Origin of the sequence: Thermoanaerobacterium sp. PSU-2, assembly GCF_002102475.1 — a bacterium.
In the GTDB taxonomy this organism is placed as follows: domain Bacteria; phylum Bacillota; class Thermoanaerobacteria; order Thermoanaerobacterales; family Thermoanaerobacteraceae; genus Thermoanaerobacterium.
In genome coordinates, this window is record NZ_MSQD01000010.1 from 12,705 (window position 1) to 32,758 (window position 20,054).

Sequence of the window (20,054 nt, forward strand, 5' to 3'; positions counted from 1 at the left end):
CACTACTCCTCCACGTATGGCAGCGTGGAATTTGCGTATGGAAGAACAAGCACCTTAGGATCGTGATATTTTTTAATAGCTTCATCAAGTGCATCCTGCGAAGTCTTTGCATATTTAAAGAATATTTTTTCAGTGAAACTGCGGTCAAAAGATGATATGAGGTATATATCAGCCCTTTTTAATACTTCGCAGATTACAGCGGCTTTATGCGCTCCAAGCCTGAATTCTTCTTTTATCCATTTCAATGGCTCATCTACAGATGATGAGTTTACCATCCAGTCTGAAAAAAGCTTCTCTCCAAGCCCTTCTCTGCATTCCGCCACTAATATTATTGTTCCACCGTCTTTTACAGAATATTGGGCATTGTCAAGCCCTTTTTGAGCTTGATAAAGGTTAATGTCTTTTGGGTATCCTCCACAAGATGCGACGACAATATCAGCTTTTTCTGGTATAATCCTTTTGTACATTTTATCGATGTATTTAGCGCCTTCTCTGTGAGCTTTTATGGGATCACCTGACACTACTTTCACTATCTCTTTATGGCTATTTAAGACTGCATTTACTATAAAATCGACACCGGCTATCTTGCCACCTTCTTCGATGTCTTCTCTCATGGGATTTCCATCGATTTTGCCTGGCATCGCGCCTTCTGAAAACATGAGGACGTGATTTTTTTCTATTGTATTTTTGCTGCAAACACCTGGTAGCAGCGCTTTATGTCCTCCGCTGTACCCTGCCTTATAGTGAAGCTCTAAGTTGCCTGTAGCTATGATGAAGTCTGCATTGTATACTTCACGAAAGACTTCTACAGGCGTACCTCTTTTTGTAGTGCCAACGTACACGCAGTCATCTATATCATGGTCGATGCACTTTATCCTATTAAACACTTCTTCACCAACAAGCGTCTTCTTTTCATCATCTGTATGTTTCCTGTGGTATCCAAGCCCAAAAACGATTTTTATGCTGTCATCACTTATACCAGCCTTGTTTAATTCATCGATTATAGGCGGTATTAGAATGTGAGACGGCGACGGACGTGTTATGTCGCTGGCTAATATTACGACATCTTTTTTGTCCTTAACCAAATCAGATAAAGGCGCTTTACCAATTGGATCTTTAAGCGACATCGATACTTCTTCCACAGGATTTTCAACGCCGGGTAAGTCCTCAGGATACAGCACTATACACATATTCTCATCTATTCTTACGTCTACCGCACCTTTCCCGTATTTTAAGGAGATCTCTTTATGACCCATCACAAACCTTCCTTTCCACGAATATTCATCTCAGTCTTAAACCTGTCATATAGTACAACATGTCATCTATTTTTTTAATAATCTCATCATCTGCATCGCCATCTATTGATATGCCAATCGTCATGTCATCTAAATACACGCTTGGATTTTTCTTAAGCTTAACTCCCATTTCTCCAAATACTCTCTTTGCAATATTTATGACTTCTATCTGATTGCACCCATTTCCTACTAAGATCTGCCAGCCAGTCCTCTTTATAAGTTCGTCTATTTTTTCTTTGTACCTTTCACCGACTACCTTAGATATGAATGATAGCTCAATATACTTGATGCCATTTAATGTCTTTATGCTTTTTTTATAAGGCTTATGAGGCAAATCCCTAAACACCTCGTCTATGATCTTAAGTGCTTCATTCTGCTCCAGTTTATCATCACCTGTATCGACAAGGCGAATTGTATCAACTGGCGCGTCTTGTCCATTAATAACGAGCTTAAGTCCCGTCTCATTGTAAAATTTATCTTTCACTTCTTCAATATTTTCAATTTCTCCGTCGATCTTTACAGATACTAACTTGTCTGCGCCTTTGTAGGATACTTTGTTAATAGTAACATTTGGCATAAGCTTATATATCACATCATTTATGGCCGATGTGTTTACATTTTCGTTTAATTCGACTTTCCACCATGTCCTCTCCTCAAATTCTTTAAATAAATCTGAATACTTATTTTTAGCTACATCTGGAAAATCAAAGTACAAAATAGCTATCTTCTCATCAAATCTGGCGCCTTTTTTGTAAAGTCCCGTTTCTCTGCTAAAGTATTCATCAACTAACGACAGCATCTGATTCACTTCCATAGGGCCTTCATCTTTTTCTGACTTTAGTTCTTCTTCTGATATAGCGTGATATAAAAACATCATCTTTTTATCAGGTTGGAAATATAATGAGTTATTTAATAAATCTTTTAAAGCATCAGTATCCTCTATACAACCCCATATTCCCCCTATATCTTCTACAGATAATGCGGCATCTGCACCGATTCTGTCAAGTACAAATCTCCAAAGCTTTTCTATATTGATTTCGTTTAAAGCTTCTTCCATTTTCATTGAAGGATATGGATTTCTTTTAAGCTGTTTTCGCGGATTTTGTATATCAATCTCCTGCACATCGCCATTTTGTGGCACGTACACATCTGTTTTAATGTCTTTTTGTATCTCTCTTCCTAAAAAATTTATCGTATCTGGATCGCCATGGATTAAAAACACTTTTTTAGGATAAAGGAAATTTACAAGCGACAGTATCTCGCTCATGTCAGCATGTGCCGAAAGTCCAAACTTGTCAACCGCACATTTTACCGGTATTTCTTTATCCGCCAATTTAAGCTTTTTATCATCGTCTTTCTCATCCGTAAGCTCCAAAAGCCTTCTTCCAGGCGACTCCTCGTCTTGATACCCTGTTATGGCTATCAGATTTTTTTCATCTTCTGCCAGTTTTTCAGCATACCACTGGCTGGGACCGCCTGTAAGCATTCCTGAGCTTGATACTATAACGCATGGCTCTTTTATGATTTCTTCCCTCATTTCAAATTTGTCAACTGGCATTACATTGTCATCAAAAAATATTTCTCCGCCTTTAAAAATTTTCTTAGCCAGAGTTTCCCTTAAGTAGTTTGGATTTAACTTGTAAATCCTGCATATATCTTTTACCATGCCATCTACGTAAACCTTTGTACTTATCATGCCTTTATTTATAGCCTTTTTAAGTATGAGGATTATTTCCTGAGCTCTACCCAAGGCAAAGGCAGGTATCAACACTTTTCCGCCATTTTTTACTACAGATCCTATCTTCTCAACAAGCCTTGATTCTTCTAATTCTCTATTTGCATGAAGCTTGTCACCATACGTAGATTCAAAAAAAGCTACATCAGGCCTTAATTTAGGTATGGAAGCGCCTTCTATCGCATTCTGCCTAAATCTTGAGAAGTCACCTGAGTAAAAAAAGCTTCCCTCATTTCCGACTATGTATATTGACGCTGCACCTGCTATATGGCCGGCACTGTAAAATGTCACCTTTAAATCAGAATCTAAAAAAGGTGAAAATGTATGCCCAGGCGTATGGCATATTATCCTGTTTAACATTTCTTTTACGTGTATCTCAGCATAAGCAGGTATCTCCGCTTCTCTTTCCATTATCTTCAAGCTGTCATACAAAAGTACCCTTGTCAAATCTTTTGCAGCATGTGTCATGTATATCTTGGCATCAGGGTAAATTCTTGATATTATAGGCAGTGCGCCAATGTGATCCATGTGAGCATGGCTTATCAATATCACATCGACACCGCCATTTTCCTGGATAAGCTGAAAATCAGGAAGGTTGTCCTTACTTGACGACATCCTTATGCCACAATCTAATAAAATATTTTTCCCGTCTATATTCACCAAATAGCAGGATGCACCTACTTCACTTGCTCCGCCGCAAAAATAAAACTTCATGTGTATCCCCTTTACTTGACTTTATTTGTAAGCTTGCCTATTCCTTCAATTTCAATTGTGACCACATCCCCTGACTTTATCGGTCCCACTCCCGATGGGGTTCCTGTAAGTATTACATCGCCAGGATTTAATGTCATGACATGGGATATGAATGATACAAGCTTAGGTACATTGAATATAAGGTGCTTTGTGTTGCTGTGCTGCTTCAATACGCCATTTACGTATGTTTTTATCTCTAAGTTTGAAGGGTCTAAATCGGTTTCAATCCATGGCCCTATAGGCAAAAACGTATCAAATGACTTTGCCCTCGTCCACTGGACGTCTTTTGACTGCAGATCTCTGGCTGTGACATCATTTGCGATTGTATAGCCAAGTACATAGTCTAATGCATCATCTTCTGAAACATCCTTCGCCGCCTTTTTTATGACGACAGCCAGTTCTCCTTCGTAGTCAACTCTCTCTGACATTTCAGGAATCACTATGTAATCATCAGGCCCTATCGCTGCAGTTGCAGGCTTTATAAATAGAGTAGGCTCATCAGGGCGCCTGTCCCCCATCTCCTCAATGTGATCTCCATAATTCAATCCGACGCATACAGCCTTTGTCATATCGCATGGCGGCAGAAGCTTCACATCGTCAATCTTTAAACTTTTAATCAAACTCCCATCTATTGTAAAAATATTTTCACCATCTACTATTCCATACTTCTTTCCTTCATCATCTATTCTTACAATTCTCATGTATATCGCTCCTTTTTATATCTTTTTATAGATATTTTAGCATAATATAAAAGAGGTGTAAAAACATTTTAGTAATTTAAAGTAAAAAATTTTATTGACACAAGGGTCTTTTTGTTGTATTATTATTACAATAATTTGAGTGAAAGACGATGAAAGAGGAAAGTAGGTATGTGGAGGATTATAGAGAGTCCGGGATGGTGGAAGCCGGATATCTTAAACATATTGAAGTTCCCTCTTAAGTTGCGATCTGAAACCATAGTAGGTGATGCCGGAGTCTTCTACCGTTAAAAAGAAGGGAGTATGATTGTACTCTTAGAGTGAACCTTTCATGGTTAATAAAGGTGGTACCGCGGAAAATCTCCGTCCTTTGGGATGAGAGATTTTTTTTATAAGATAATATGTTAAAAGGGGTTGATTTGATGGTCATTATAATGAAAGAAAATGCCACAGAAGAGAATATAAAAAATGTCTGCGAATACGTAAATAAATTCAATCTATCGACGCACGTAGTAAATGGCGCCGAAAGGTCTATAATCGGCGTCATCGGAAATGTGGAAGTCCTGGAAGATAAGCCTATATCATCAATGGAAGGCGTATACGACGTCGTCAGGATTTCTTCACCGTATAAGCTTGTGTCAAGGTCTGCAAAGCCTGACAGCACTGTCGTAAGAGTCAAAGATGTAGACATCGGCGGAGGCAGTTTCGTCATGATGGCAGGCCCATGTGCAGTAGAAAGCTATGAGCAAATGCTTGAAGCTGCCAAAGCAGTCAAAAAATCAGGTGCAAAAGTTTTAAGAGGCGGTGCATACAAGCCAAGGTCATCACCATATTCTTTCCAAGGATTAGAAGAAGAAGGGCTTAAGATACTAAATGCCGTCGGGCGAGAAACAGGTATGGTCACTATAACAGAGATAGTCAGCAGCTCCCACATAGAAAAAGTATCACAATACGCAGATATACTGCAAGTAGGCTCAAGGAACATGCAGAATTTCGAGCTTTTAAAAGAGATAGGCAAGTCAAACATGCCGGTTTTACTGAAGCGTGGCTTGTCATCGACTATAGAAGAATGGCTTAATGCAGCAGAATACATCATGAAAGAAGGAAATCCCAATGTCATACTTTGTGAAAGAGGCATACGCACATTTGAGACGTACACAAGAAACACTCTTGACTTAAATGCTGTGGCTGCAGTAAAAAATTTATCACATCTTCCTGTAATAGTCGATCCAAGTCACGGCACAGGCAGGCGTGACCTTATAGCGCCATTATCAAGGGCTGCCGTGGCAGTTGGAGCAGATGGACTCATCATAGAGGTGCACCCGCATCCCGACATGGCCCTTTCAGATGGTGCACAGTCATTGACCCCTGAAGAATTTGACAAAGTTGCAAAAGAAGTGAATAAAATTCTTTTGGCATTGAAAGGTTAAAGCTAAAGCTGGATTATCATACGATAGCCCAGCTTTTTTTATCAGCACACATTAGATTTTTCTATGTTTTACAAACATTCAGCATAGAATAATATACGAAGTTTTAGATGAAGAAAGAGTTGTAAAAATCTACAGGATGTAGACACACTACCAGTAAAAACATTATTCCGTTGATATTATATTACAAACAATGCAGGTGAACTGTCCAAGAAATTAGTCCACCTGCATTGTTTATAAAGTTCGATTGGCATAAACTATCTATGTTGAAATATCCATTCCAATAACCCTTTGTCATCCATTTCTCCACTGGCAAGCTGCAAACCTGCATTAATAATATCTTGATCCGTACAACTAAGCTGTACACCATTCAATTCAAGAAAGACCATCATAGCAAGCATTCCTATACGCTTGTTTCCATCTATAAAAGGATGATTTCGTATTATTGAATAACCAAGTCGTGCAGCCTTTTCTTCAAGGGATGAATATACATAAACGCCGTCAAAAGTTTGAAAAGGTGCGTTAGCAGCAAGGTCCAGAAGCCCGCTGTCACGAATTCCGTCAATTCCACCCGTCTCACGAATCAGAATACTGTGCATTAGTACAATCTGTGGTACACTTAACCGTATCATTTAGCTAATTCCTCAAAAGCACTACGGTGCTTGGCAATTAATCGGATTGCAATGCTTTCTATATCTTCATTTTTTGCAATCTGCTCATCTTTATATTCTTTAAACTCTGTTATAACATATTTCGGAACATTGTTTTTCAAAATTACCACAACACCATTTTTATCTACTAACCTTGCAACTTTCGAAAAGTTTTGATTAGCCTCCGTGATAGAAACCATGTTTTCTGTATTAATCTTCATGCTTTATACACCTCCTACCTTTATTATATCCTAATGTAGGATAAATTCAACCTATTCCCATTAAATAGTAGTAGTAATATTATGACAAACTTGAATTCGCAAGTAATAATTCTATTATTCATAAATTAAAAATATAAAAAATAAATAGCAGCTAAAGCATTTCTTTTAGTATTTTGCGGGCGCTTAATAAAGAAACACTGATTTTAGCTGCACTTTATATCAATACATATTGGGAAAACCCAATTGTTTTAAAGCTTCATAAACTACAATTGCTACGGAATTTGACAAGTTTAAAGACCTTTCCGCCTTTACCTCGTTCATAGGTATCCTTATGCAGTCATCTTCGTACTTCTCTCTAAGCCACTGAGGAAGGCCTGCTGATTCTTTCCCGAAAAGGATGTAAGACTCATCTTCGTACTTTACTTCGTGATAAAAGTGTTTGCCTTTTGTGGTAGCTAAATAATATTTACATCCTTTCGTAGACTCTAAAAATTCCTCTAAATTTTCGTACACCTTTAAGTCAAGGTATGGCCAATAATCAAGTCCAGACCTTTTTAAATACTTCTCACTTAGAGAAAAACCAAGCGGTTTTACTAAGTGAAGCTTAGATCCTGTAAGGACACAAGTCCTTGCTATATTACCTGTATTTTGCGGTATCTCCGGCTCAACCAATACTACATTTATGGGCATTTGCATTCCTCCAGTTTATTTAAAGAACTTCCTTGGTATGTACTTCCACATAGCTTCTATCATCTTATCATTAGGTTCAAAGTAGAGAATCGTCCTTTTGCCGCTATTTTCAAAGACAGCGAAGTACACGTCGGGTGATGTCATCGAACTTACGGCTTCCACCTTGTTTGGTATCTTTCTGTACTCATCTGAATACTTGTCACTTGACACCTTTGCTACAATCTCAAAGTCTTTGCAGTCAACACTTAAAAGTCTTTTCCTTCTGCTTTCAGCTACTATCCTATCTACATCCAGCTCACCGTTGGTATATGCGTACTCGTATTCAATGTTTTGTGATTTAATCACGTAGTAAGCAAAAAAAGGTATGGCAACGATAAAAAAGATGAGGAAACCTTTCACAAAAGGTATAAGTGGTATTATGAAAAAAACAACTACCAATGAAAGTAAAATAAGTCCCAAAGCTTTCAGCATGTCCTTAGATGTCTTTTGTTTTTTTACAAGCTTTTCAATAAATATATCCACAAAATCAACTCCCAGCTTAATTATACTTTTATAATAAATTTATTTTAACAAATTTGCAACATCATTATTTATACCATGAGATATTTCCACTTTCCCTGCTTAAACCTATATGTGTACATGAAAGAACGAACAACGAAGTCAAAGCATATCCCTATCCATATGCCATATATACCCATGCCCATCCACTTGCCTAAAGCGTACCCTATGGCAATCCTAAAAAGCCAAAGCCCTATAAATGCCGTCACGACTATATACACCAGATCTCCCGCTGCCCTTAAAACGCCAGACAATACATTCATTATGGCAAGCATCGGTTCAATTGCAGCAAATATCCTTATTACTACAGACCCCATCCTTATGACTTCAGGATCTGTTGAATAAAGCGCGGCAAGCTGACGTGCAAAGATAAACATGATTATACCTATGACCGTTATTATCCGCACAGCTATTTTATTCGACAGTTTTCCGTACGTCTCCGCCAACATCATCTTTCTAGCCCCCAAGCTTCTTCCAACCAAAGAAGTAGCTGCCAGTTGAAATCCGAATATAGGCATAAATGCAAGGCCATTGGCATTCATGCCTATTTGGTACACTGCAATAGACGCAGTGCCCATTGTAGAAACTATAACCTGCATTATCAAAAATCCGCCTTGCATTATAAGCTGCTCTAAGGACGCAGGGACGCCAACTTTCACAATCCTTAACATCATAGGAAAATTAAGCTTCACGCCGTCTTTTATGCTTAAATTGATCCTTCTCTTTCCAAAGTAAAGAACATAAAGCTGTATAAAACCACCTATGACCCTGGCTATGGTGACAGACATGGCAGAACCTTTTACTCCAAAAGCAGGTATAAGCTGATGTCCACCGATATTTACTCCAAATACCGTAAGGGAATTTAATATTAGGCTTATCAAGTTTATGGTAGCCGTAATGTACATGGGCGTCCTTGTATCACCTGCACCTCTTAGCGCACCGCCTAATACAATATCTATTATTACAAATGGCATGCCCAAAAGAATAATCTTGTAATACATAAGCCCCAGCTCAAATACATCTTTTGCTACAGAACCAAAAAACAATTTTATCAGTGGGACAGCAAAGATGTATCCGAAAACGGTAAACAAAATAAAAATGATTATGCACATTACAAGCGCCTGCATAACAGCAAGCTTTGCATTTTCATCGTCATCTTCTCCTATTAGCCTAGCAACGATTACCGTGCACCCTGTTGACAGCCCTGCAAAGATAGATTGAAAGAAAAACACCAAAGTATTTATCATTCCTACTGCCGCTATAGCCGCTGTGCTTATGTGGCCTACAAATATGGTTGATACCATGCCAACCATCATTATAAGCATTTGTTCAGTTATAGAAGGCCATGCCAGCTCCAATATTTCCTTTTGAAGGCTAAATCGCTGTTCAGCTTTCTCCATTTTGACCCCCCTATATATCGCTTCCTCTTTTTACAAAATATCCTCCAAGCTTTTTATTCACATCATACACTATCTTATCGATCTTCAAATTTCTCTTGACGTCCAAGTCAAAAAGCGACAACTGCTTTATCTTCACGGCACTTAAGTTTGACACAGAAAGTCCTATAAGTCTTACAGGTTGTACTATTTTAGCCTCTTTAAATATGGCCTCAGCTACAGAATAAATATCATCAGGCAAATCTATGTATTCATTTAATGTACGGCTTCTTGTGTGGACAATAAAATTCGAAGTCTTTATCTTTACGGTTACAGTCCTGCAGTAAAGCCCTTCACTCTTAAGCTCTGATGATACTATGTCGGCAAATCCTCTTAAATACCTTAAAAGCAAGTCTACATCGCTGGTGTCTTTTTTAAGTGTCGTCTCTTTACCTATCGATTTCGTTTCCCTGTACGTTTCAACAGGTCTTGAATCAATGCCTCTTATCCTGTCGTATATCTCTTTGCCGTACTTTCCAAATATATTCGTAAGCTCATCCTGGCTTAATTTAAGCAAATCATCCACTTTCTCTACGCCTATTTTTTTAAGCCTTTCCGACGATTTTTTCCCAATACCGTAAACTTTCGATACGCTTAAAGGTCTCAATATGTCAGGCACCATGTCTTCAGTTATGACCATAAGCCCATCAGGTTTATTCCAATCCGACGCAATCTTGGCAAGAAATTTGTTGTATGAAACGCCTGCAGATACAGTAAGACCTGTCTCATTGTGCACTTTCTCTTTTATTTCCTTGGCAATATCTTCTGGATTTTTGTCGATATCAGTCACATCCAGGTATGCTTCATCAATCGACAGCGGCTCCACAATATCAGTCACTTCATATAAAATATCAAATACTTTTTCAGACACTTCTCTGTACCGCTGAAATCTTACTGGCAAAAAAACGCCGTGTGGGCATAAAGTCTTAGCCATGTACATAGGCATAGCCGAATGAACACCATATTTTCTCGCTTCATAAGAGCATGTAGATACAACACCTCTGCCAGATAGCCCGCCTACTATTACAGGTTTTCCTCTAAGCTTTGGGTTATCATGTTGTTCCACAGATGCAAAAAAAGCATCCATATCAACATGGATTATCTTGCGCATCATCTTTATCCCTCATAACTGAATTACTAAAATATATTATAGCACAGCATCACATTAAACCATAATGAGCATATGACAGTTTAATATATGATTTTCTCATACTAACTAACAAAACAAGTTGACACAAATTGAGATAAATTATAAAATATATATGAACAAATATTCATATATTCAATTATAGAGGTGTTTTTATGAAAGACAATAAAAGCAACAATGACGTGTGTGAAATAACTGTAATACACCAAGACATTGTTGACAAAGTAAAAAAGCTAATGCCTGAAGAAGAAAAATTGTACGATCTTGCTGAGCTTTTTAAAATATTTGGCGATACAACAAGGATAAAAATATTGTGTGCTTTGTTAAAGTCCGAAATGTGCGTATGCGATATTGCAGCAACACTTGGCATGAATCAATCTGCAGTATCTCATCAGTTAAGGATATTAAAGCAAAGCAAACTTGTAAAATACAGAAAAGAAGGCAAAGTCGCTTACTACTCTCTTGCAGATGACCACGTCATAAAGATATTTGACCAGGGTTTTAGCCATATAGAAGAATAGCCTTTATTTGGCTTAAATTTATATGAAAGAAGGGATAGTGTTGGAATCAAATAGCATGAAAGGCTCAAAGAAGACATTCCTGTTAGAAGGATTAGACTGTGCTGTATGCGCAGCAAAAATAGAAGATAATGTAAAAAAGATAGATGGAATATGCAATGCCAATGTAGATCTTGTAAATACAAAATTGACTGTTGAATTGGAAGATATAAACAATATAAATGATATAAACAAAATTATAAAGAAAGTCGTAAAAGATGTGGAGCCAAATATTCATATTTCTGATTCTGAAAGCAAAATCGCAAAAGACAAAGACATCCGCTTTAATTGGAAAATCGTGCAATTATTATCTGCAGCAGTTTTATTTATTTTACCTGTTATTTTTAAACTTCCTGAATACGCGAAGTTCTCCCTTTTCTTCATAAGCTACATTATTTCAGGTGGAGAAATAATTGCATTGTCTATCAAAAAAATCTTGAAAGGTCAGTTATTTGATGAGAATTTTCTCATGAGCATATCCACAATAGGTGCCTTTGCTATTGGAAAGTACGAAGAAGGCGTATCCGTCATGTTTTTCTATCAAATAGGAACACTTATTGAGGATTACGCTGTAGACAATTCTAGAAAATCAATAAAAAATTTGATGGATATAAGACCTGACTACGCAAACTTAAAGATAGAAAATGATATAAAAAAGGTACCGCCAGAAGTAGTAAACATAGGCGATATCATCTTAGTAACGCCAGGTGAAAAAATACCGCTGGATGGAAAAGTAATAGATGGCAAATCATTTGTAGATACATCATCACTGACAGGAGAATATTTGCCAATGGAAGTTACCATCGGTTCTGATGTATTAAGCGGTTTTATAAACAAAAGCGGCCTTCTCACCGTCAAAGTCGAAAAGAACTTTAAAGAATCAACTGTATCAAAGATTCTTGATTTGATAGAAAATGCCAGCAATAAAAAAGCACAAGCCGAAAACTTTATAACGAAATTTGCAAAATATTATACACCAGCCGTTGTCTTATCCGCTTTATTTATAGCTACAATCCCTCCTATAATTTTAAACGAGAACCTTTCAAATTGGATCTACAGAGCGCTGGTATTCCTAGTTATATCATGTCCATGTGCCCTTGTCATATCGGTACCATTAAGCTTCTTCAGCGGCATCGGTGCCGCATCAAAAAGCGGTATCCTTATAAAAGGCAGCAATTACTTAGAAGCTTTAAATGATGTTAAAACAATAGTTTTCGACAAAACCGGCACATTGACAGAAGGCACTTTCAAAGTGACAGAAATCTGTGCGGAAGACCCATTTAAAAGCGATGAACTGCTTAAATATGCTGCATACGGAGAATATTACTCAAATCATCCCATAGCATCATCTATCATAAATGCTTACGGCAGCAAAATTGATGTAGGAAAAATAAAAGATTATGTTGAGCTTGCCGGCAATGGCATAAAAACTATTATCGATGATAAGAAAATCCTTATAGGAAATTCAAAATTGATGAAAAGTCATAATATAGCATGTAAGGATGTCAGACCGTACAGTGCTGTCCACATAGCAGTAGACGGAAAATATGCAGGATACATCGTCATATCTGATACAATAAAAAAAGACTCCAAAGATACTGTAAAAGCACTTAAAAGCTTAGGTGTAGAAAAACTCATAATGCTTACCGGAGATAAAAAAGAAATAAGCGAATATATATCAAATGAGTTAGGACTTGATGGTGTTTACTCAGAGCTTCTGCCTGATGAAAAAGTTAATGTCGTCGATAAGCTGTGCAGCAATACTGATTTAAAAGGCAAAGTAGCTTTTGTTGGAGATGGGATAAATGATGCTCCTGCTTTAACAAGAGCAGACATCGGAATTGCAATGGGAAAAATCGGCACTGATGCTGCTATAGAAGCGGCAGACGTGGTGCTGATGACAGACGAGCCTTATAAATTGGTTGACGCCATAAAAATAGCAAAGAAAACTCATAAAATTGTTTTAGAAAATATAATTTTTGCATTAGGCGTTAAATTATCTGTTCTCACCTTAGGAGCATTGGGTTTTGCAACAATGTGGGAAGCAGTATTTGCGGATGTGGGGGTAACTGTGCTGGCAGTGCTTAACTCCCTTAGAATCTTGACAAAATAAAGCAGCGAGATTAGCTGCTTTATAATTTTACGTATTCGTCGTAAACCATCTTTGATATTTTCCCTATAGCCATTCTCCCATCAAGATTCGTATTCATGTTGTTTGTCATCACGCTTATTATGTAGTCGCAATCTTTTAAAAACACTATCCCTACATCGTGCTCTAATGACTTAAGTTCCCCAGGCTTATGAGCAATCAATACATCATCTGGCAGGTACAAGTCAAGCCTCCCAAATTCTTGCTGCTTCTTTAAAATTTCTATCATCTTGATGCTGTACTCCTCATCTACAACTTTTCCAGAGTACATCTGCTCTAAAAGGCGCGTCATATCCTTTGGACATGTATAGTTGTCTTTCCCAGATTTTATAGCTTCAAAATCCATCATCTTTCTCTGTATCTTAGTATGAAACAAACCTAAATCTTCTGCCATCTTATTTATGTTTTTCATATCTGCTATATCGATCAAAACATTTGCGGCAGTGTTGTCACTTATAATGATCATCAGTGTTATAAGTTCTTCTATGGTGAATTTGTGCTTGCTATTTAACTGGTATAAAATCCCGCTGCCATCTGTTTTCATAAAGTCAGATAAAACGATATTGTCAGTCAATCTTATGTACCCTTCTTTAGCCATCTTATATATCTGTGCCATGATAAGTATTTTTATCGTGCTGGCAGATGGAAACATCATTTCTTCATTTACGCCTATCATTTCTCCAGTCTTCAGATTTTTTACAGAAACACCTATGTCTCCACCAGCATTACTGACGAAATTCATTATGTCATCATGTAAACTCATAATTAAGCACTTCCTTTTCTCATAATTCCGTACGTCTTAATAGTATCACTTTTGAAGAAAAAATCCAGTACCTATTTAAAGGCAAAAAAATCAGGTGTATTAACCACCCAATTTTATTTAGTCACTTCTCATATATACCATACTTAAGCATGTTTATGCAACTTTTTAAATCATCAATGATTTTATCTTTATCCGCAATAAGTCTGTCAATGTCGTGATTATACATCTTTATATAATTGTTGCCAATGGCTTCAATAGACGTCATGATAAAGCTTAAAGACCTACTAATATCTACATCTTTTCGAAATCGCGACAAGTCTAAATTTCCCATAAACTTCTTCATGACTTCACTGCTTATTCTCTCATATCTTTTCATTATGTCATCTTTTATTTCTTCTGGCGAATCATAAATAGATACTGTTAAAAATCTATACTCCAAAGGCTTTTTGTAATACAATCTGAATTTAACCATTGTCCAGCTCATGAGCCTGTCAAATATATCTGAAGACGAATCATCTATGAATTCATAAAAAGCAGCAACAAACTCATCTACGATGCGATCAAAAAGATACAAAAATAAATTCTTTTTGCTCTTAAAGTAGTGAAAAAGAAGTCCTTTTGATATTCCAGCATTTTTGACAATTTCGTTTGTAGAAGCCCTCATATAGCCTTTTTCGGAAAACTCTCTTAGGCTTGCTTCAATTATTCTGTTCCTCTTTTCATCGCTTAGATTTTCAAAGCTTTCGTACAAAAAGATCCCTTCCTAAAACTAAATTTTCAAATCCCTCTTTTGATAGAAAACATAAGTCCCGCCAATGCACAATACCACAATCAAAGCAGATATTACAACGTATATTATCTCAAATCCTTTTCCATTCATCAAATTCTTTGCGTCAAAATACTTAAAAGGCGTAAGGTACTTTAAGCGAGAAAGATGATTGTCTATATCTATGGCAAGAGATAAAATATACGTTGCCAGCATCACACCTATAGTAATAGGCGAAGACAATCTGGGATTTTTTAAAAAACCTGAAAAATACAATCCCAATGAAACATATATAAGCTGCAGTGCAAATACCCCCAACATCAATTTTAGCACATCACCGCTAATGTTTTCACCTTTGCTGTAGTATCCCACAAAGTACAAAGACGAAACGAAAGTAACAGCATTGAAAATGATTATATTTGTAAGCGCAGCAAAAAGCTTTGACGTAATAACATTTGCTCTCGGTACAGGTTTTGACATCAAAAATTCCGCAGTCTTATCATCTTCCTCTTTAGAAAGTATATTAGAGCCAATCAGCGAAGCGTGCAAAGCAGCCATCAATACGATGTATATAAACATGGCACCGTAAAAACCTATAGCCTTCGATAAGTCAAAATTTCCACTGCCAAACATGGATTTTAGCGCGTCAGGCATCTTTGAAATCATGTCGTTAAGAGATTGACCAGATATAGACGAGCTGGCAGCGTACTTTCCCATCGACGAAGCTACAAAGGCAATCATAACCAAAGACCATATAATCAACGACTTAACGCTGGATTTCATCTCTTTAATGTAAATATTCACCTATATCCCCCCTTACATTGCGTAAATGTCTCTTTTTTGGAAAAAGACATAGCTTAAAAAAATCGACACAACGACTATAAGCAAAGATATGTTGGAAAAATGAACGTCGTAGGAAGAATTCTTCATGATGTAGTTTAAATCGAAATATTTAAAAGGCGTCAAATATTTCATGTTGTCGTCGTTTAAAATAGCCTGAATCATGCCAATTACATAAAATGCAAATACCACTCCTAAAGATATAGAAGTTGTAGACTTGATCTTCTTCACAACTGATGACAACAAAACCCCCAGCGATAAAAATATCATCTCTACAAACAAAAGTGTGACAGAAATCATGAAAAAGAGTTTGATGTTAAAGGGCTCTTTCGTCACTGATTTTGCCATGATAAATGCAGATAAAAAGTAAACGGCATCTGTAATCAGAAGTATGACGATGGATGATAAAATCTTTGACGTCAAAATAGATCCTCGCTTTACAGGTTTTGTCATGAGAAAATCAGCCGTTTTAAGCTTAATCTCCTTTGATATTGCAGCAACACCGTAATTCATGGCTTGTATGGCGCCTAAAAGCACCACATAAGAAAATACATAAGAATAATAGCCTAAAAACTTAATTATATCGTCTATGGAAATGCCAAAAGCCTTCCTCACAGCTACAGGGTAGCCTTCTAATACATCCTTAAACAAAGACGCATTCTTGTAAAACGTAGGATACATGGAAAGTAAAAAAACTGCCACAAAAGCTAATGATATAGACCATACGGCTAAAGACTTTGTTTTTGATTTCAACTCGTACAAAAATACGTTCATATTGACACCCCCTTAAGTGTAGTAGTGCATGAAGATTTCTTCTAAGCTAGGCTCTTCAATGGCAATATCTGATATGCTTATCTCCGCTATCTTTTTCATTATATTGTTTATATCACCTTTAAATAAAAAGCTGACTGTCCTGTCTTTTACCTGAAGATCGCTTACACCATCCATATTAAAATGGTCAGCCTTTAAAGGAGCATTTGCCTCAACGTAAACTTTCTTATAGCTGTTTTCCCTCAATGTGCTTATCTTCTCAAGGCTCACTATTTTGCCTTCCTTTATGATAGCCACCCTATCGCACAATTTTTGGACTTCGCTTAGTATATGAGAGGAAAATAAAATTGTAACACCTTTCTTGTTTTCCTCTTTTAAAAGATTGAAAAACCTTTGCTGCATAAGTGGGTCAAGTCCGCTTGTCGGCTCATCTAATATAAGCAGTTTAGGCTCATGCAAAAGCCCCTGGACTATGCCTACTTTTTTTCTATTGCCATATGAAAGGTCGTCGATCCTTTTGTTAAGCTCCAAATCCATAAGCTCGGAAAGCTCTTTTATCCTTTTGCTGCAGTCTTTATTATAAAAACTTGCAGAATACCTTAAAAGGTCTATCACCTTCATGTTGTCGTAGTAGAATACTTCTGCTGGCAGATATCCTATATCCTTTTTTATATCTGGGCCGTACTTTATGCAGTCCTTGCCAAAAATCTTGGCACTGCCAGATGTGGGATAAATAAGTGATAAAAGTATCCTTATTGTAGTGGATTTCCCTGCTCCATTAGGCCCTATAAAGCCGAAGATTTCACCTTCTTCCACATCAAAGCTTACATCGATTATACCTCTCGATTTCCCGTAATACTTGGTCAAGTTATTGACTTCAATGATTTTCATAAAAGCGCCTCCTTTTGACCATTCGGTCAATTTTCAATTTGATTATATCTCTAATTGACCATGCAGTCAATACACTTTTAAAAAATAAGAGGGATTTTAAAAGTACAGGGATTTTAAAAATTCTTCTTGAAAATATGGGTTATTTGAAAGTTCGATGTACTTGACCTTATCTCTTATCACTTTAGATTTCTCAAGCATCTCATCAGAAAGAAGCGCAAAAGATGCTCCTAACCCCGCTGCGTTCCCTATTTGAACTGCCTTTTCTTTTAATCCCTTTGGTATAAGCCCTATTGCTGCAGCGCTTTCTACGCTTATGTAGCTGCCAAACCCTCCTGCTAAGTAAACTTTTTTTATATCTTCTTCATCAATATTCATCTCTCTCATGAGAATATTGATTCCAGCCTGTATGGCTCCTTTTGCCAATTGCACCTGCCTTATATCCTTTTGTGTAAGGTATATGCCACCTGCCTTGTCTATTAAAAACGATGGCATATCGTCGTATTGCACAATGCGATCTAAAAACTTTTTACCAACTACGCTTGTCACTTCATCTTTATCAAATATCCTTCCAGTATTATCAACTATTCCATGCTTAAAAAGCTCTGCCACCACATCCACGATGCCTGAACCGCATACACCCTTTGCCGCCTTTCCTCCAATGGTAGTAAATATGGGATCTCTTTCAAGATCCACATGATCTATTGCACCTTCTACTCCGCTTAAACCAAAAGTGATGCCAGCTCCTTCAAAGGCAGGCCCTGCAGCAGCGGAACAGGATATGAGAAAGTCTTTATTCCCCAGCACTACCTCTCCATTTGTGCCTATATCTATCAGCAAAATGATATCATCACTTTCACTGATGCGGCTTGAAAGTACAGCCGCCACTGTATCCGCTCCAACGTATGAGGCAACCATAGGAAGCGTCACAATGTATCCTTCCCTGTTTATATCTATCCCCAAATCTTTCGACTTCACTTCAATTGATGACGTAAACGCAGGTATATAAGGCGAATTAGCGATATTCTCAGCAGGTACTCCTAAAGCCAAGTGGATCATGACAGTATTGCCAACCATCACTACTTCATATATACTTTCATTTGAAATTCCTTGTCTTTCACAAAAATAATCTACTATCATATTGATTTCTTCAATCATCGCCACGTGCAATCTATAAAGTCCATCTTCTTTAGCGATTGTGTAATTTATCCTCGATATGACATCGGCGCCATAGGACCTTTGTGGATTTGCACCTGAAAAGACGTCTATCATTTTCCCTGTGGAGATATCGTACAAGTATGCAGCGATTGTAGTAGTGCCTATATCCAAAGATATGCCGTATAAACTGCCAACAAAGTCAGTACCTTCAATGGATATGATCTCATTCTTTCTCAATACACAAATGGCATTATAACCACTTTTATCTAATACACCTGGAAGCACCTTCAATACGCTTAGTGGAATTTTTGCGTCAAATCCTAATGCGTCGCATACCCTCTTAAAATCATCTCTCTGGTCATCCAGTGTAGGCGTATCAAGCTTTATGGGGATTTTTTTGACTCTCGGGTTTACACTGTCAACTTCAAATAGTCCAACGCTTTCAGTCAAGACTGATATTTCTCCTTCATCTAAAACTGTGATAGAAAGATCTCTATCAACATTTACAAAGCATGAAAGCCTTACGCCTTTTTCAAGCTCTACATCGCTTAAATTTTTCATCTCCTCGGAAGTCACAGGAAGCTTATAATCTATTATGACTTTGCACTTTCCACAAGTGTGATAGCCACCACATGAATTAGGCACTGGCACGCCATTCTCTATCAATGTTTTAAAAAGATTTGCACCATCTTGTGCTAAAATTTCCTTGTATTCATCTCTGTATTTGACTTTCAGTGTGTGATACATCTTTTTCTCATTGCGGTAGATACACTGAAAAAAATCGCATTTGCTGCAATCGTGGTGTGACGATGATGACTTAATATCTTTTCCTATTCCTAATATGAAGGACAGAGATTTTACAGGATGCATCATGTTACTTTCATCCAACGTAACACCTATCTTAGATGCATCCAGGTGTTTGAATATAATCTTCTGTGACGCTATATCCCACTTGTCATCGCCAGGGAACATCATCTCAGTCAATACATACCCTTCTTTTGACGCATAATTTGCCACATCGCTGTAAAACTTCTCACAAAGCTTATCTAATGCCGCATTTCCGATGGCATCGTATATCATTCCATCCATATACTTCCCATCATCAAAAAGTCTTGATGATACATTTTCAATGCCGTCTTTAATAGTGACAACAGCCATGATGACATATTCTGCGCCTTTTAATCTTTCTACTATGTGCTTTTCATTTATCACATCATCGCTTAGAAACCTTATATCATCATTTTCATGGTCGTACTCAAAAGAAACCCTGTCAAAGCAAACTACAGGCTCAATAAGAGCATAAGCATCGTGTATAGCATTTCTGATTTTGTCTAATAAACCTTTATAAGGCTGGGAATCCTTGTATCCCAAATACCTTAAAACAGACTTCTCATCTATCTCTATTTCATAAGACTTTATATCCATCTTCTCCTCCTCATTTTGTTTCATTATAGAAACTACTTCTGTCAAAACCAAACTTAGCCAACTATTGAAATGGTGGTAAAATTCGTCATCTGGATTTTCCGTATTTTATTATCGCCCATATTCCTAA

At 37.2% G+C, this 20,054-nt stretch carries 18 protein-coding genes and 1 other annotated feature; of the genes, 3 read left to right on the forward strand and 15 right to left on the reverse strand.

Annotation, left to right across the window (positions count from 1 at the left end):
* Positions 1-2: 2 nt before the first annotated feature.
* Genes larAH6 through BVF91_RS08800 form a run of 3 tightly spaced genes read right to left on the reverse strand, consistent with a single transcriptional unit; the run spans position 3 to position 4,484 of the window.
* Complete coding sequence (gene larAH6 / locus BVF91_RS08790; protein WP_085113048.1) at positions 3-1,256, reverse strand: nickel-dependent malate racemase, LarAH6 family; 1,254 nt, start codon at positions 1,254-1,256, stop codon at positions 3-5.
* A gap of 25 nt (positions 1,257-1,281) precedes the next feature.
* Positions 1,282-3,744 (reverse strand): MBL fold metallo-hydrolase RNA specificity domain-containing protein, encoded by a 2,463-nt coding sequence (locus BVF91_RS08795; protein WP_085113049.1) that lies wholly within the window; start codon positions 3,742-3,744, stop codon positions 1,282-1,284.
* Positions 3,745-3,755: 11 nt separating this feature from the next.
* On the reverse strand, positions 3,756-4,484 hold the full coding sequence (locus BVF91_RS08800) for a fumarylacetoacetate hydrolase family protein (RefSeq protein ID WP_085113050.1): 729 nt from the start codon (positions 4,482-4,484) through the stop codon (positions 3,756-3,758).
* A gap of 140 nt (positions 4,485-4,624) precedes the next feature.
* Positions 4,625-4,855: a binding site (T-box leader), on the forward strand.
* Positions 4,856-4,903: 48 nt separating this feature from the next.
* Between BVF91_RS08800 and aroF the strand changes: the two genes are divergently transcribed.
* Positions 4,904-5,911 (forward strand): 3-deoxy-7-phosphoheptulonate synthase, encoded by a 1,008-nt coding sequence (gene aroF / locus BVF91_RS08805; RefSeq protein ID WP_085113051.1) that lies wholly within the window; start codon positions 4,904-4,906, stop codon positions 5,909-5,911.
* Positions 5,912-6,165: 254 nt separating this feature from the next.
* Here the strand turns inward: aroF and BVF91_RS08810 are convergent, their stop codons facing one another.
* The 6 genes from BVF91_RS08810 to BVF91_RS08835 form a co-directional block, all read right to left on the reverse strand.
* Positions 6,166-6,540: a type II toxin-antitoxin system death-on-curing family toxin gene (locus tag BVF91_RS08810; protein ID WP_085113052.1), complete on the reverse strand. Its 375-nt coding sequence runs from the start codon at positions 6,538-6,540 to the stop codon at positions 6,166-6,168.
* Positions 6,537-6,779 (reverse strand): type II toxin-antitoxin system Phd/YefM family antitoxin, encoded by a 243-nt coding sequence (locus BVF91_RS08815; protein ID WP_085113053.1) that lies wholly within the window; start codon positions 6,777-6,779, stop codon positions 6,537-6,539. Before BVF91_RS08815 ends, BVF91_RS08810 begins: the two co-directional genes overlap by 4 nt.
* A gap of 219 nt (positions 6,780-6,998) precedes the next feature.
* Entirely contained in the window at positions 6,999-7,469 is a 471-nt protein-coding gene (gene trmL, locus BVF91_RS08820; protein ID WP_013788852.1) for a tRNA (uridine(34)/cytosine(34)/5-carboxymethylaminomethyluridine(34)-2'-O)-methyltransferase TrmL, read from the reverse strand.
* A gap of 15 nt (positions 7,470-7,484) precedes the next feature.
* On the reverse strand, positions 7,485-7,991 hold the full coding sequence (locus tag BVF91_RS08825; RefSeq protein WP_085113054.1) for a DUF6106 family protein: 507 nt from the start codon (positions 7,989-7,991) through the stop codon (positions 7,485-7,487).
* A 68-nt stretch (positions 7,992-8,059) separates the two neighbouring features.
* Entirely contained in the window at positions 8,060-9,427 is a 1,368-nt protein-coding gene (locus tag BVF91_RS08830; protein ID WP_085113055.1) for an MATE family efflux transporter, read from the reverse strand.
* Between the two features lie 10 nt (positions 9,428-9,437).
* A complete protein-coding gene (locus BVF91_RS08835) occupies positions 9,438-10,577 on the reverse strand; it encodes a DNA polymerase IV (protein ID WP_085113056.1) in 1,140 nt (379 codons plus the stop codon).
* 188 nt (positions 10,578-10,765) lie between these two features.
* Between BVF91_RS08835 and BVF91_RS08840 the strand changes: the two genes are divergently transcribed.
* Positions 10,766-11,131, forward strand: a complete 366-nt coding sequence (locus tag BVF91_RS08840) for an ArsR/SmtB family transcription factor (protein WP_085113057.1) — start codon at positions 10,766-10,768, stop codon at positions 11,129-11,131.
* A 55-nt stretch (positions 11,132-11,186) separates the two neighbouring features.
* Positions 11,187-13,280, forward strand: a complete 2,094-nt coding sequence (locus BVF91_RS08845) for a heavy metal translocating P-type ATPase (protein WP_085113123.1) — start codon at positions 11,187-11,189, stop codon at positions 13,278-13,280.
* A 19-nt stretch (positions 13,281-13,299) separates the two neighbouring features.
* Here BVF91_RS08845 and BVF91_RS08850 read toward each other — a convergent pair whose 3' ends face one another.
* From BVF91_RS08850 to BVF91_RS08875, 6 genes are all read right to left on the reverse strand, one after another.
* The gene (locus tag BVF91_RS08850; RefSeq protein ID WP_085113058.1) at positions 13,300-14,079 is read right to left on the reverse strand and encodes a serine hydrolase; all 780 of its coding nucleotides are present in this window, start codon (positions 14,077-14,079) and stop codon (positions 13,300-13,302) included.
* 121 nt (positions 14,080-14,200) lie between these two features.
* Complete coding sequence (locus tag BVF91_RS08855) at positions 14,201-14,830, reverse strand: TetR/AcrR family transcriptional regulator (RefSeq protein ID WP_085113059.1); 630 nt, start codon at positions 14,828-14,830, stop codon at positions 14,201-14,203.
* A gap of 18 nt (positions 14,831-14,848) precedes the next feature.
* Complete coding sequence (locus tag BVF91_RS08860; RefSeq protein WP_085113060.1) at positions 14,849-15,649, reverse strand: ABC transporter permease subunit; 801 nt, start codon at positions 15,647-15,649, stop codon at positions 14,849-14,851.
* 12 nt (positions 15,650-15,661) lie between these two features.
* Entirely contained in the window at positions 15,662-16,459 is a 798-nt protein-coding gene (locus BVF91_RS08865; RefSeq protein ID WP_085113061.1) for a DUF2705 family protein, read from the reverse strand.
* Positions 16,460-16,471: 12 nt separating this feature from the next.
* A complete protein-coding gene (locus BVF91_RS08870; RefSeq protein ID WP_085113062.1) occupies positions 16,472-17,347 on the reverse strand; it encodes an ABC transporter ATP-binding protein in 876 nt (291 codons plus the stop codon).
* A gap of 96 nt (positions 17,348-17,443) precedes the next feature.
* A complete protein-coding gene (locus BVF91_RS08875) occupies positions 17,444-19,927 on the reverse strand; it encodes an ASKHA domain-containing protein (RefSeq protein ID WP_085113063.1) in 2,484 nt (827 codons plus the stop codon).
* Between the last annotated feature and the right edge of the window lie 127 nt (positions 19,928-20,054).

Bases quoted from the DNA above. Each gene is read 5' to 3' on its own strand.
- larAH6 (WP_085113048.1), bottom strand. From the start codon at position 1,256: ATGGGTCATAAAGAGATCTCCTTAAAATACGGGAAAGGTGCGGTAGAC.
- BVF91_RS08795 (WP_085113049.1), bottom strand. From the start codon at position 3,744: ATGAAGTTTTATTTTTGCGGCGGAGCAAGTGAAGTAGGTGCATCCTGC.
- BVF91_RS08800 (WP_085113050.1), bottom strand. From the start codon at position 4,484: ATGAGAATTGTAAGAATAGATGATGAAGGAAAGAAGTATGGAATAGTA.
- aroF (WP_085113051.1), top strand. From the start codon at position 4,904: ATGGTCATTATAATGAAAGAAAATGCCACAGAAGAGAATATAAAAAAT.
- BVF91_RS08810 (WP_085113052.1), bottom strand. From the start codon at position 6,540: ATGATACGGTTAAGTGTACCACAGATTGTACTAATGCACAGTATTCTG.
- BVF91_RS08815 (WP_085113053.1), bottom strand. From the start codon at position 6,779: ATGAAGATTAATACAGAAAACATGGTTTCTATCACGGAGGCTAATCAA.
- trmL (WP_013788852.1), bottom strand. From the start codon at position 7,469: ATGCCCATAAATGTAGTATTGGTTGAGCCGGAGATACCGCAAAATACA.
- BVF91_RS08830 (WP_085113055.1), bottom strand. From the start codon at position 9,427: ATGGAGAAAGCTGAACAGCGATTTAGCCTTCAAAAGGAAATATTGGAG.
- BVF91_RS08835 (WP_085113056.1), bottom strand. From the start codon at position 10,577: ATGATGCGCAAGATAATCCATGTTGATATGGATGCTTTTTTTGCATCT.
- BVF91_RS08840 (WP_085113057.1), top strand. From the start codon at position 10,766: ATGAAAGACAATAAAAGCAACAATGACGTGTGTGAAATAACTGTAATA.
- BVF91_RS08845 (WP_085113123.1), top strand. From the start codon at position 11,187: ATGAAAGGCTCAAAGAAGACATTCCTGTTAGAAGGATTAGACTGTGCT.
- BVF91_RS08850 (WP_085113058.1), bottom strand. From the start codon at position 14,079: ATGAGTTTACATGATGACATAATGAATTTCGTCAGTAATGCTGGTGGA.
- BVF91_RS08865 (WP_085113061.1), bottom strand. From the start codon at position 16,459: ATGAACGTATTTTTGTACGAGTTGAAATCAAAAACAAAGTCTTTAGCC.
- BVF91_RS08870 (WP_085113062.1), bottom strand. From the start codon at position 17,347: ATGAAAATCATTGAAGTCAATAACTTGACCAAGTATTACGGGAAATCG.
- BVF91_RS08875 (WP_085113063.1), bottom strand. From the start codon at position 19,927: ATGGATATAAAGTCTTATGAAATAGAGATAGATGAGAAGTCTGTTTTA.